Origin of the sequence: Pseudomonas koreensis (assembly GCF_036668835.1) — a bacterium.
In the GTDB taxonomy this organism is placed as follows: Bacteria; Pseudomonadota; Gammaproteobacteria; order Pseudomonadales; family Pseudomonadaceae; genus Aquipseudomonas; species Aquipseudomonas koreensis_I.
In genome coordinates, this window is record NZ_JAZEVW010000014.1 from 67,487 (window position 1) to 80,666 (window position 13,180).

General features: G+C 60.1%; 11 protein-coding genes. 4 read left to right on the forward strand and 7 right to left on the reverse strand.

Features of this window, described 5'->3' with window-relative positions:
• Positions 1-137: 137 nt before the first annotated feature.
• The 4 genes from V6F91_RS25980 to V6F91_RS25995 are packed head-to-tail and all read right to left on the reverse strand — an operon-like array spanning position 138 to position 7,696.
• Positions 138-1,253: a hypothetical protein gene (locus tag V6F91_RS25980; protein WP_332769501.1), complete on the reverse strand. Its 1,116-nt coding sequence runs from the start codon at positions 1,251-1,253 to the stop codon at positions 138-140.
• On the reverse strand, positions 1,243-4,833 hold the full coding sequence (locus V6F91_RS25985) for a toxin VasX (protein WP_332769503.1): 3,591 nt from the start codon (positions 4,831-4,833) through the stop codon (positions 1,243-1,245). The genes V6F91_RS25980 and V6F91_RS25985 overlap by 11 nt, the downstream gene beginning before the upstream one ends.
• Positions 4,830-5,696, reverse strand: coding sequence for a DUF4123 domain-containing protein (locus V6F91_RS25990; RefSeq protein WP_332769505.1), 867 nt, complete (start codon positions 5,694-5,696; stop codon positions 4,830-4,832). The genes V6F91_RS25985 and V6F91_RS25990 overlap by 4 nt, the downstream gene beginning before the upstream one ends.
• The gene (locus V6F91_RS25995) at positions 5,693-7,696 is read right to left on the reverse strand and encodes a type VI secretion system tip protein VgrG (protein ID WP_332769507.1); all 2,004 of its coding nucleotides are present in this window, start codon (positions 7,694-7,696) and stop codon (positions 5,693-5,695) included. Before V6F91_RS25995 ends, V6F91_RS25990 begins: the two co-directional genes overlap by 4 nt.
• Positions 7,697-8,064: 368 nt before the next feature.
• Between V6F91_RS25995 and V6F91_RS26000 the strand changes: the two genes are divergently transcribed.
• Positions 8,065-9,024, forward strand: a complete 960-nt coding sequence (locus tag V6F91_RS26000) for a nucleoside-specific channel-forming protein Tsx (protein ID WP_332769509.1) — start codon at positions 8,065-8,067, stop codon at positions 9,022-9,024.
• A 15-nt stretch (positions 9,025-9,039) separates the two neighbouring features.
• Entirely contained in the window at positions 9,040-10,062 is a 1,023-nt protein-coding gene (locus V6F91_RS26005; protein WP_332769511.1) for a purine nucleoside permease, read from the forward strand.
• Between the two features lie 122 nt (positions 10,063-10,184).
• On the opposite strand, the gene V6F91_RS26010 is transcribed toward V6F91_RS26005, so the two are convergent.
• From V6F91_RS26010 to V6F91_RS26020, 3 genes are all read right to left on the reverse strand, one after another.
• Entirely contained in the window at positions 10,185-11,141 is a 957-nt protein-coding gene (locus V6F91_RS26010; protein ID WP_332769513.1) for a zinc-binding alcohol dehydrogenase family protein, read from the reverse strand.
• A 31-nt stretch (positions 11,142-11,172) separates the two neighbouring features.
• The gene (locus V6F91_RS26015; RefSeq protein WP_123419184.1) at positions 11,173-11,346 is read right to left on the reverse strand and encodes a DUF1427 family protein; all 174 of its coding nucleotides are present in this window, start codon (positions 11,344-11,346) and stop codon (positions 11,173-11,175) included.
• A 222-nt stretch (positions 11,347-11,568) separates the two neighbouring features.
• A complete protein-coding gene (locus tag V6F91_RS26020; protein WP_332769519.1) occupies positions 11,569-12,351 on the reverse strand; it encodes a helix-turn-helix transcriptional regulator in 783 nt (260 codons plus the stop codon).
• 136 nt (positions 12,352-12,487) lie between these two features.
• Here V6F91_RS26020 and V6F91_RS26025 point away from each other — a divergent pair, with 136 nt between their 5' ends.
• Both V6F91_RS26025 and V6F91_RS26030 read left to right on the forward strand, forming a co-directional pair.
• Positions 12,488-12,715 (forward strand): DUF6555 family protein, encoded by a 228-nt coding sequence (locus V6F91_RS26025; RefSeq protein ID WP_090284584.1) that lies wholly within the window; start codon positions 12,488-12,490, stop codon positions 12,713-12,715.
• 36 nt (positions 12,716-12,751) lie between these two features.
• Entirely contained in the window at positions 12,752-13,024 is a 273-nt protein-coding gene (locus V6F91_RS26030; protein ID WP_332769522.1) for a hypothetical protein, read from the forward strand.
• Positions 13,025-13,180 lie beyond the last annotated feature (156 nt).

The following is a 13,180-nucleotide window of genomic DNA, read 5'->3' on the forward strand; positions in this document are numbered from 1 at the left end:
CCAAGGCTCTCCAACCTCGGCCAACATCAACCGAAACATCCGCATCCAACACGGTCCCCTGTGGGAGCGAGCCTGCGCGCGAAGGCGCTCAAACAGCCAAAAAGCTTCCCACTCGCTGATCACAAAACTGCTTTGCATCAGTCCGCAGCTCGCCTGCAAACCTCGGCAAAAATCTGCGTAATCGGCCGATGCGGCTGGCGCTTGTGCATCTGCCGAACCTGTTTACTCAGTCGCAACAACTCTTCGCTGGGCTTGGCCCATTGCTCTTTCGGCAGCGGCTCGGACCATTCGCGCATAACTTCCGGCAACGCCTGCTTGCCGATTCTTTCCAGTCGGCGCACTTCCCATTCGACCAAACGATTGGGGATCGTCCATAAGGTCATGACGTGATACAGGTACCAGAAGAAACCCGACAACCGCGAGCGCCGGCCTTCACGGATCTGCAGGTGCATTCGCGCGCGGGCGTTACGAAAAGTGTGCAGGCCTTCGTGAGGCGGATCGTCCGGGCCTTGCAGGTCTTGCAGGTCCTGGATCGATTTGAGGTCGTTGACTTCGTACTCCATGTAACCGCGAATCGCCTCCCAGTGGCTGATCGCAAGCTCCAGGCCGTCGCATTGGAATTCCTGGCTTATGAGGGTTTCGCCTTGGTAGAAACCGATACCCATGCCGTATTGGCGATGGATGCCGAATTGGGTGGCGCCTTTGGCTTCGATGATCCATGCGCTGAGTGATTCCCATGGAACAAAGACTGGTTCGGTGGCGCCTTCGGGCATGAAGCAGACTTCGCGGCGTTGGCGGTTGAAGCGGGTTGGGATGAGGGAGAGGCGTTTTTTGTGCGCGTGGTGCCAGACGCCAATGCCAATGAGCAAGATCAAGGGGCCGCAAATTAATTCATTTTCCAATGCCACTTCGAATACACCAACCATTGACTCCCAAATTTCCTCGTTTCCATAGCCAAATAGAATCCCTAGTAAGCCAGTGAACAAAGGAGATAAAACGAGAACCATAAAGGTGCCTGCGGTCGTCACGCCGAGGATTAGCTGCCACGGGAACACCTCTAGTGAGCCGAGACCAAAGTCCATGTACCCGTCATTGAGCGATCCGATGTGAGGTCCGTAAGGCGGTATCGATGAAGGTAATGGCAACGGTGCTAGATAGGTAATTTTCCCGCTTGGAAACGGCTCGATATCGCCCGCTTTTTTAACCTCCTCATATTCCGAAGTCCGGAGCGGATCATTGCGATTATTCAGCATGCTCAGCCCGTTCGAGATATTGAGTTTCTACCAGCAAAACCGGTGGATATTCCTTAACCGAGCCGGGAATAACTACGGAGAAATGGCCGGTATCCCGAGGGTCGATATGAATGACACGAGTTCGTGACTCTGCTTTGCCCTCGCCATTGACGGTTTGAATACATACGGCGAGTTCGAGCGTCTCCTTTGCAGGTAAGTATTCAGAATCGGAACGGATGGGGTATTGAAGGCAGAGCACCAAACCCTCTGACGACGACTTCACGATTCGCAGATTGCTCAATATTTCCTCACTGATGACTTCCTTGCGCTCTTGTGGCAAACCGCGACCGTGCAGCGGTATGAGTAGTCGATGAGCGCCGATCCCCAAGCGATGAATCGGTTTACCGTTCAACGGTGGCAAAAGATCATTCAGCGTCAGCCTTGGCAAAACCAAATGTATATCGCTGGGCTTGGCGCCAAATAACAACGTCTTCAGCCAGGTGTCACTGGGATCAGGTCCTGAGTGGGCATAAGGAGCGTGGACCAAAAACGCCAGATAACTTTGGTAGTCATCAAGGGAGTGGTCACCGCGCATTGCCTCATCACGGCTCCATGGCGTGATTCTCAACCATTTATCGTGGGCAGAAAGGTTATAGCGATTGAATAGCCATGTACCGACGAATTCCAGCACGGTGAACAACGCGCCGGCGAGATTGAAGCGAAAGAACACAGTGGAAAGACGTGTTCCAGCGGCAGCCCAAGCGGCTGCGCGTGCCGAACTGTTCGGTGCAGTCAACACTTTAAGTGAAGCGTAGAAAGTGTTGCTCGCTCCATATCCGTTAGCTGCAACCATACCTGCGGTACCCAACGTCGCCATCCCAGCCGCTTTCTGCTCAGATTGAGTGCCACTTCGAATCGCATCTTGCCACTTTTGCTCGTTAACTCTGAAGCTTGCAAACGAGGTTCTTAAACCCAGAACATATGTAAACGCCCCCAAGCCAACATGCAACTTCCCCATCTGCATATGAACATGTCGCAGCGCTTCAAGCTGCATACTGGCAACGAGATTCGCGCTCCGAGCCTTGAGCGCTGTATCAGCAAGCCCTTGCGCAGCGGTAAATCCGACTGCGCCTGTCGCGATAATGGCAGCGGAAAATTCCGCTCGTTTCTTCCCATCCCTCGTCTGCTTCATCACCTCCCGATAAGCCCCCAGCAAATTCACCACCTGCACCAACACCACCAGCAACCCCATCCCTTCCGTCCGTACCAGACTCGCCTTCGAAACACCCGCCACCCCCGCCCGAATATTCTCCAGCAACCCCCGCAATTCCCGCTGCTGCGCCGGCGGAAACACCACCGTCACGCCTGCTTTCGCCGGCGTGGCGCCGTACAGCCGGGCCGAGCGATCCGGCAGTTCGTCGATCGGGCTCAACGCCGCCGCTAACCGACCTTCAAACAACGTCAGCTGTGTGCGCACGCGGACGATCTCTTCCTGCAATTCCACTGCCCGGGCGGTTTTGTGGCCCTGGCGGTTTTTGTTGTGGGTGAGCTGGTTGCGTTCGCGGTTGAGGGTTTTCAGGTACTCGCGTTCGCGCAGCACTTCCTTGATCGTGGTTTGCAGGGCGGTTTGTTCCGCCGGGGTGGACACGGTGAAGGTCACGCCGGTTGTGCGGGCCGCATCGAACAGGCGCAGGCGCAGTGCTTTGGGCAGGCGCTGGAACAGTTCGTCCAGTTCGGGGATTTTCTCGCCGGTCAGGTCGAAGCCTTCCAGCGCCCGGCTTAGGCCGAGGTTCAGGGCCGGGCTGTAAGTGTCCTGCACCGCTTCGGCAAGAACACGGCTGTGCGCGGGGAGGTCGTCGAGCGCCGGCAGGTGCGGTTGTTCGATTTTCTGCAGTTTGCTCAGCCAGTCCGGAAGGTTGTTGAACATCGCCATGCCGGCGTTGAACAGCGTTGAATATTGCCCGGCGTGCTCGGTCTGCAGGCGCAGCGCCAAGGTGTAGAACAGCGGGCGGGTCAGTTGCGGATGTTGCTCAAGGTAACCGAGCATTTGTTCATTGGCCGCGTCGCTGCGGCCGATGTCCTTGAGGCAGGCGTATTCGCTGGCGAAGGCCTGATCGATCTGCGCCGGCAGTTGCGCGTCGAAATACCACGCCGAGCGATGGAACCGCCCGGCGCACAGCAGCTGCGCGCGGTCGGCGGTGATGCGTTCGAGCAGGCGATTCCAGCGCCCGAGATTGTCGCGATGGCGGTTCAGCACCTCATCCATGGCCGGGCGGTCGATCAGGTCGTTGATGCCGCGTTTACCGCTCAGGAGCGGGCCGTCGAGCACGTCGTTCATCCGCCGGTTCTGGTCCTTGCCGAGGTCGACCAGCGTGCTCAGGTGCCGCTCGACAAAATCCTGCGGGGCGACTTCAAGAAAGTATTCGCGGGTGTAAAAGCGTCGATCCGCCTCGGCGGTCACGCGACCATGCGCGCTGAAATCCGGCGCGACGCCGTCGAAGCGGTTCAGCGCCAGCGACTGATCCAGCGCCTTTTCGCGCTGTTGCTGCAGTTCAGGTCGAGCCTGAGTATCCACAGGGACAACCTCACCACCCTTGTTCAGATATTCCAGCAGCGCTTGCCGGGTATTCTCCCGGTCCGGTTCGGGCAATTGCTCAAGTTCAGCAAACAATGCCTGAGCGCGCGGATCGTCGCTGGCCTTGGCCAACGTGTCGAAATCCTGCGCACCCAACTGACTCAGCGACTCGATGTAACTGGCCAGCAGGTAATCCCGCTCGTTGTTGTCGGTGTTGCTCCATTGCTCGATCCAGCCAACGACGGTGTCCTGATAATCAGCCAGATCACGCATCACCCCGAGGTCATCGTTGACCAGCAGAAACAGCGTGTCGTCCTGATACGGCCCGCGCACCCGGCCGAGGAATTCGCCGATGTGCGCCTCGCGAAAACGCCGCGGGTTCTCCCACAGATACGGCTCGCGCTCGTGCTCCGGGGCGTCGCTGACCTGCACCGCCGGCATGCGCGTGGCGTCCGCCTCGGCAATCGGTTCGGCGGCGCTGGCCACTTCCGCCAGCCACTGTTTGGTCTGGGCCACGGTGAGCAAATGCTCGCCACCGGTCTGACAATGCACCGGCCCCAGGTCGACCGCCTGCATGAAATGCTCGCGCTCCTCGCGACTGTCCAGAACCTGTCGGCATTTGGCCGCGCTCAACGGCACGTCGGCGAAGGTGACGTACAACGTGCTCTTGCGCGCAAAGATCAATGCCGGCCGCTCTTCGATGGCCGCACGCTGATCCTCGGTGACGGTTTTGCCCTGGTGCAGCAACGCCGTAACGATGCCGTCCAGCACACGGTATTCGTACAGCTCGCCGCTGAGGCCGTCGATGATGTACAGCCAGCCATCGCGCAAACGGCGAATGCCCAGCGGGCGCGCGGTCAGGGCATAGGGCAGGTTTAATTCGGCGGCCGGGTCGTGCGGCCGCTCCACCAGACCGTAAGCCAGCGGCAGCAACTGCACGTGGGTTTGCCGCAGCGGGCAGAAATCCAGCGAGCCGAAGGGTTTTTTCGAGGCTGCGGCGGCGTCGAGAATCGCAGGATGAGTCATGTTTTATTCCTTTGGCTGGCCCACCGCTCCGCCAGATCAACGGCCAGCGCGACGCGCTCGCCGGCTGGTTGCAGCGAGGGGCTGTGGAGCAACTGTTGAATGTGCGGGTGTTGCTCGATAGCGCTGCCGTCGAGCAGCGCCGTCAGGTTGGCGTAGTTGAACAACTCGGCCTGACAGCTCAGCTGCAGCGCGCTGGCCCGGGCTTCGATGTCTTCGAGCATCGGCCACCTCAGGCTCAGGGTTTCCCCTTTGTGAAAACCATGAAAGTGCTTCAACAGGTGCGCATCGAGATCAAGCAACATGCGCCGCCGGTCGACCTGATCCAGTGCCGCGCTCTGCTCTGCACTGAGGCGATAAGGCGGGCAAAGCGGCGGGCATTCCGCCTGACGCGGCCGGTGAACGTGCCAAACCGCAGGCACCCGGTCGGCCGTGACCACACAGGTCAACGGCCCGAACAGTGAGGGCTGCGCGCTGGCAAACAAGGCCTGCGCCACTGCCGCATCCGCCAGACGCAACAGCGCCGCCGCGCCGCTCGGCAACTCAACCGTGAGCAGTTTTCGCCAGTGCTCGGCGACGACATGGGCCGGCGCGCCACTGAACATCAACACGCCGCATTCGTCCTCGGCATGTTGCAGATGGAAGTTGAGCAAGGCCGCGTCGGACGGTGCGAGCGCGACCAGCAATGGCGACACCTCGCGCAACGCCGAAAACGGCGGCTGGTCGTACAGGGCAAGGGGGCTGACCGCCGGGCTGATCTGCTTCAGACGCTGCGGCAGATCGCTGAGCACCGCACCGTCGAGCAGCAGAAAGGCCTGCTCGACGGTCCATGGCAAACCGTCCGGCAATGCGCGCAAATCGCTCATGCCTGGCTCGCCTCGCAGATCAGGCAACGCGAGGTGCGCGTTGAGACCAGAGCATGCCGTTGCTGCAGCGTATCGAAGGCCACCTTCAACACCGGCAGCGCGCCGGGCACCAACGGCTCAGCCAACAGCACTATCGCCGGCGCCCCGCCCTGGACAACGGGCACGCTACTGAAAATGCCTTCCGGCCCGAGCGTCAGCCACTGCCCGCCGGCCTGAAGCACGAGGCGGTTGCCGCCATCGATCACCACTTGCAGACCGGCGCCGAGGTGGATCTGCTGCGCGGCGCTGAGACGCTGATTGGCGACCCGCACATGTTGGTCGCCTTGCACCCACAAATGATCATCCTGCTTGAGTTCGGTCAGGCGGCAGCCGTGGGTCAGATGATGTTCATCGCTGCGCAATTCATGGCTGCAGATACCGCCGACCACCATCGTGTGCTGGTGGTCGATCTGCACGCGCTGATCGTTGAGCACGTGCTGGAGGTAATCGCGCTGGGCGCGCACGGCAATTTCCTCGGCGCCTTTTCTGTCCTCGATGCGCAGTTCGTTGTAGCCACCGCCGCCGGGGCTGCTCTGGCTGCGCATGATGCTGCGCGTGTGTTGCGCCGGCAGATCCAGCGGCACCGGTGTCAGCGCATTGGGCAGGCAGCCGAGCACATACGGCTGGTCCGGGTCACCTTCGGTAAAACCCACCAGCACTTCCATGCCGACCCGCGGAATCTGCACGCTGCCGTAGCGGTCATGAGCCCAAGCGGTTGCGACCCGCAGCCAGCAACTGGACTGCTCATCGAACTGGCCCTCGCGGTCCCACAACATCTGCACTTTTACCCGCCCATAGGCATCGCAGTAGATCTCCTCACCCGGAGGGCCAGTGACCCGCGCCGGCTGACTGCCGCTGACGCGCCGCTTGGGATGCTCGAGTGCAGGGCGAAAGACCACGTCCCACGGCGTTGCGACAAAGTGGTTGCGATAACCCTGGGACATGTCATCGGTATCGGGCAACGTGGTCGACGTTTCCTCGAGTACCTGAGGCTGTTTGCCAAGGTGGTCGATCTGCCTCAGCAGCCACAGATCATTCCAGTCGTCGCGTGGGTGACTTGTTATTTCGATAAGGTGCCCGCTGCGCATCGACGCCTGATCGCTGCGTCCTTGGCCCAGGCGATAGTTCGCGCCATGCCGCTCAAGGGTGCGCTGGCTCAGGTGTTTGCCGCGATCGCGGTCGGTGAATGAGCCCGCAAACGCATAATCCTCAAGCGGCGGGACCCGGGCTCCGCAGGCTTTGGCTTCAAGCAACACGTGTGGCCTTTCGAAGAAATACTCGCGCCGTACCACATCACTGGGGCGGGTTTCCTGACGCACACTGAACTGGTCGATGACCGGCGCCGCAGCGACCAGACCGTTGCCTTGTACATAAGCAGTCGGCGTGTCGGCGTTGAGAAATGCCGTCTGATCGTCACCGAAAACCAGCAAATGCGCGTGGCGGTCGTGGCGGAAATGAAAATGCAGGCCTTCTTCTTCGCACAGGCGCTGAATGAAGTGCAGGTCCGATTCCTGGTATTGCACGCAATAGACGCGTGGCGGGTATTCGGCGCTGAGCTGAAAACGCCAGGCATCAGCCTGCATGCCGTGTTCGCCGAGCACGCTGGCGATGATCTGCGGCACGCTGCGGTTTTGAAAAACGCGCTGGTTATGGCGATGGGCGAGATAGGCCAGATGCGGCACCAGCGTCATCTGATATCGACTCAGCCGCGAGCCGCTGTCGCTCTGGCCGACCCGATAAACCAGCCCGTGCATGCCGCCGCCGTTGGCATCGAAACGAAGAAACGCCTGCCGATGCAGCAAGGCTTCCAGGTCGAGTTCCGGATATTCGCTGACCAGTTCCAGATTGATTTCATAGGTCCGATTGAGCGCCTCCGTGGCGCGGAACTCGAACACCTGAAAGTCGTGGGAAACGCCCTCGATTTCGAGCGTGAAAACCACCGTTTTGCCGCCGCTGAGCATGCACCTGTCCCTGTGTCTGGTTTGAACACAGAAGAGTGCAAGGTCGTCGGGCTATCGGTGAAGTCAGACGATTCCATGTTTAACGCAGGAAATGGGCAAACCGGAAAGAACCGACAACCCTACGCTGAAGTTCTTACGGAAAAGTCTGAATTCAGTGTCGATAATCAGCTTTCCCGAGCACACCTGTGCTCGCAAAACCCTACCTGACCGCCTTCTCAGAAATCACACTGAAACCTTCGCAAATTCAGGCTATTGAAAAAACTGGTACGCCTTGTGCAAACGTTTGCTTGTCGCTAATGCCTGCGTTTTCGTGACGTAACCTGATAGCCCACGGAACTGCGGGCCCGGATCCAAAAAAAGGACTTTGCATGCACCTCGCCTCTTCTTATCGCGCACCGTTATTGCGCACTTGCGCTGTTTCCCTGCTACTGACCGGCGTTACCGGATTTCTCAGCCACAGCGCCTATGCGCAACCGGCGCCCGCCGAAGAATCCGCCCAGGGCGAGACCCTCAGCCCCGAAGCCAGCCCGCCGAAAAAAGGCGCGTACCTGTCGGACTGGTACAACCAGGACCTGACCCTGATCGGCAGCAAGGACATCAGCTTCGGCCCGCAACCGGCCGACGACATTTATCTGGAATACGAGTATTTCGGCCGCAAAGGCCCGTTCGAACTCTACGGTTATGTCGACGTGCCGAAGATCTTCAACATCGGCAACAGCCACGACAAAGGCGTGTGGGATCACGGTTCGCCGGTGTTCATGGAGCACGAACCGCGTATCTCCATCGACTACCTCGCCGGCCGCAGCCTGGCCATCGGCCCGTTCAAGGAGTGGTACGTGGCGTTCGACTGGATCTACGACCACGGCAGCCGCAAGGAAAACCGCGCCAACACGCTTTACAGCGGTTTTGGCACCGACATCGATACGCACTCGCGGGTCAATCTGTCGGCCAACTTGTACGGTCGTTATCAGTGGGAAAACTACGGCGCGAGCAATGAGTATTCGTGGGACGGCTACCGTGCGCAGCTCAAATACATCGTCCCGATCGACACATTCAGCAACGGCGCGTCGCTGACCTACATTGGCTTCACCAACTTCGACTTTGGCTCGGACCTGCACAAGGACGATCCGGCGCGCACCGCCAACGCGACGGTGGCGACCAACGTTTTGCTCTACTCGTTCACGCATTTGCGCTTCACTTTGGTCGGCCGCTATTTCCATAACGGCGGCAACTGGGATGACGGCAGCGAGCTGAATTTCGGCGACGGCAATTTCCGTGCGCGTTCCAACGGCTGGGGTTACTACGCCGGCATCGGTTATCAGTTCTGACTCAAGGAGTTTTGCATGCAAGCCATGAAACGTTTGACCCTGGCCGGCGCGGCCCTGCTCTCTTCCACTGCATGGGCGAGCGAGGCACCGATTCAACCAAAAGTCGTGCTGATCACCATGTTCGCCCCCGAGGCGCAGCACTGGATCGACCGGCTCGAGCTGAAACAGGAAATCCGCGTGCCGGGCCTTTCCGCCGAATACCCGAGCATTCGTTGCAACGCTCAGCAGGTATGTTTGTTGACCACCGGCATGGGCCAGACCAACGCCGCTGCCTCGACCCTGGCACTGGCCCTGTCGCCGAAATTCGACCTGCGTAAAAGTTACTTTCTGATCGCCGGGATTGCTGGCATCAGCCCCAAACACGGCACCATCGGCACCGCCGCATGGGCGCATTATCTGGTCGAATTCGGCACGCAGTGGGAGCTGGATTCGCGCGACGCCCCGGCGAGCTGGCCGACCGGTTATCTGGGCATCAACACCCAAGGTCCGAACGAAAAACCACCGCTGGACTACAAGACCGAAGTCTTCGAACTCAACCCGACACTGCAAGCCAAAGCCTTCGCGCTGAGCCACAAGGTCGAGTTGAGCGAGAGCAAGGAATCGGCGGCGTGGCGGCAGAAATATCCTTCCGCCCCGGCCAACCAGCCACCGGTGGTGACGCGCTGCGATACGCTCGCCGGCAATACCTGGTTTTCCGGCACACGCCTGAGCGAACGGGCCGAGGTCTGGACCAAGCTGCTGACCGACAACAAGGGCGAATACTGCACCACGCAGCAGGAAGACAACTCCACGTATGAAGCGCTGCTGCGCGCCAGCCGCGAAGGCCTGGTCGACATGCAGCGCCTCGCCGTGGTCCGCGCCGGCTCCGATTTCGACCGCCCGCAACCCGGCGGCAGCGAAGTCGACAACTTGCTCAAGTATGCCGATCAGGGTGGGTTTGTGCCGGCGCTGGAAAACCTGTATCGGGCCGGTAATCCGCTGGTGCAGGACATTCTGAAAAATTGGTCGGCGTGGGAAAAAGGCGTCCCGCAGTCCTGAGTTCCAGCACAAATCAACTGTAGGCCTTCGCCTGCTCGCGATAGCGGTGTGTCAGCTGAAGTATCGGTGACTGACACATCGCTATCGCGAGCAGGCTCACTCCTACAGAGGACCGTGTTGAATCAAGGAATCAAGATGATCTTGTCCCCGCCGCCCTGATTTACTTCGGCATACCGCGCGAGCCCTTCAGCCAACGGCACCTCAACCAGCCCCTGCGGCAACGGCAGCAAATCCTCATCGAAAAACCGCCCAAACTGCTCAAGCATCGCCGCGCACGCTTCAACGCCATACAACAACGAGTTGATCCCCACCACCGAACCGCCCTTGCGGTACAGCGCCAGCGCCGGCAGTTGCACGTGGCCGTCCACTGGCGCGGCGATGATTGCAATGCGCCCGAATGTCGCCAGCGCCGCCACCGAGGCCGGCAACCAGAAACCGGTGGTGTCGAAAATCACATCGGCGCCGCCGCGATACACCGCGTTGACCTGTGCACCAAGGTCTTCGGGTTGCTCCAGCTGAATCGTCTGATACCCCTGCGCCTGCAACTCAGCCACTTGCTCGGGACGCCGGGCGGCAGCGAGCAACTGCGCGCCGCGCACTTTCGCCAAAGCCAACGCCGCTGTCGCCACCGCCCCGCCGCCGATCACCAGCAAACGCGTGTCGGCGTTCACCAGACTGCGCTCCAGCGCATCCCACGCCGTGGTGTACGGCACGCCGAGGCTGGCCGCTTGAGCGAAATTCAAGTGCGACGGCTTATGCGCGACACCGCTGGCCGGCAGTTTGACGAATTGCGCATGGGAGCCATCGGCAAAAAAGCCCAGCTCACGGCCAGTGCCCCAGACCTCCTGGCCGATCAACGCTTGCGGCCCTTCGACCACCACCCCGGCAAAATCCCGCCCGGGAATGCGTGGCAGCGTGGTGTAAGGAAAACGGCCGAGGACGTTTTTTACATCGCTGGGGTTGAGGCCGGCAGCCTTGATCTGCACCAGCACTTCATCAGGGCCCGGCACGGGTGTCGGCACCTCGGCGTAACGCAGGGAAGACAGGTCGCCGGTTTTATCGAATTGCAGCGCTTTCATGGAACGATCCACCCGAGAAAAAAAGAGAGATTCACGACAACCAACCGGCAACCAGCTGCCGGCCCATCGGCCACAACTGTTCACCGGCGAGCATGCCGAGCAAGCCCACCAGCGCAATGGTTGGCGGTGCGGGAGAACGAAAATCCAGCGCGCCATAGAGCAGGCCGACGCCCAGACCGATGGCAAGCGAAATCAGATAATTCATGGAGGCACTCCGCCGTTGAAAAGCAATGGGCAGAGTTTAGGGAGAGGGGCCGGAGGCTACCGGCCAAGGACTTCTGGATTTCGGCCAAACCCGTCGAAATCAGCGAAGAACCCCGTGGGAGCGAGCCTGCTCGCGAATGCGGTTCCTCAGCGCCGGATGAGCGTGCTGATACACCGCATTCGCGAGCAGGCTCGCTCCCACATTGGATTTACATCGGTCTCATTAATTGTGTTCCATCACAAATTGCGAAGGCGCCACCCCCAGCTCACGGCGAAACATGTCGCTGAAACTGCTCGGCGAGTAACCCAGTTCCCTCGCGATGACACTCACCGCCACGCCCTGAATCAACTCCGCCACCGCCGTCGCCAGTTGCACCTGCCGCCGCCATTCGGCGAAGCCCATGCCGAGGCTGTCCTTGAACAGCCGCGCGAGGGTGCGCACGCTGGCCCCGGCGTTTTCCGCATGCTGCTCGAACGGCAGCGCCAGCGACGGCGCCGCCATCACTGCCTGACACACGTTCATCAAGCGCCGATCGGAATCATCCGGCAGCGGGACCTTCAATGAAGAGCGCCGCGCACGCCTGAGCTCAAGCAACGCCAGACCGACCAGCGCTTCGTAGTACTCGGGGTCGCCGCTGTCACCCTGCGCCACCAGCCCGACAATCAGCTCACGCAGCAAACCGCCGACCTCGATCACCTGCACCGTCGTATCCAGCGTAGCCGCCAGCGCCGGGCGCAGATAGATATTGCGCATCTGCAAGTCCGACACCACGCGAATGGCGTGCGGCACCCCCGGCGGCAACCAGACCGCCCGCTGCGGTGGCACCACCAGCGCTTCGTACGGCGTCTCGACCCACATCACCCCGCTCATCGCATACAGCAACTGCCCCCAGACGTGCTCATGGGGTTCGATGAACAACCCGCGCGGATAGGTGCGCGCCAGCGGTTGCACCGGCACATCGGGGTCACTCAGATCGGGGGGCGCAGCAAGGGCCATGGCAAGCATTCATTGGGGTTGGCGAAGGCGCCATGGTAACCAGCGCGCCCGACGGTCGCCAATCATCGCTACCGTCGGACAATCCGACTGAATTTTCGCGACGCCCTGCGATCCGTTAATTACCACAGGGAGGAATACCGGCTTTATGAACAACGCAAAACTTTTCGTTATCGACTACACCCTTCACGGTACGCCCAAGTCGTTCATTATCCGCTCGGACAAAATGGACAATGCCGAAGCCTGGCACTGGGCGAGCTGCGACGCCGGCGTCGGCCGAATCCCGCGCTTTGGCCGTGAAAAGGTACAAAAGACCAGCAAACCGATGGCGGAAAAATTCGGCCTGGAAAACGTCACCTGGCGCCAGACGCATTAACCACCCGAGCGCCCACGGACCAGAAGGAGAAACGCTATGGACATCCTTTACCACCCGGCGCGGCTGGACTACGGCCTGACCACGTTCTTCGGCCAGATCAGCAAAACCGTAAACTGCGAAGTCGGCCTCGAGACCGTTGCAGAGAATCCTTATCGCTTTACCTTATGCGTCAAAGCACCGGTACCGGAGGATTTGGACCAAGCGAAGATCGTCGTGGTGAAAGTGGATGGACGTACGCTTCAGGGCAGTGTTCGAGAGACGGAGCGGATGGAGGATGCGGGGCTGAAATTGCAGGTAGAGCCTGATTGATCAAAAGCCCCTCACCCTAGCCCTCTCCCTGTATGTACCGGAGACATGGTGGACACATGTTCGGAGACATGGTGGACGGTTTTAGATCTTCTTACCTGCCGTCACGATCTGCAAGTTCAAGTCGATTCGAGCGACACGATGTCTACTCCAGTAGAC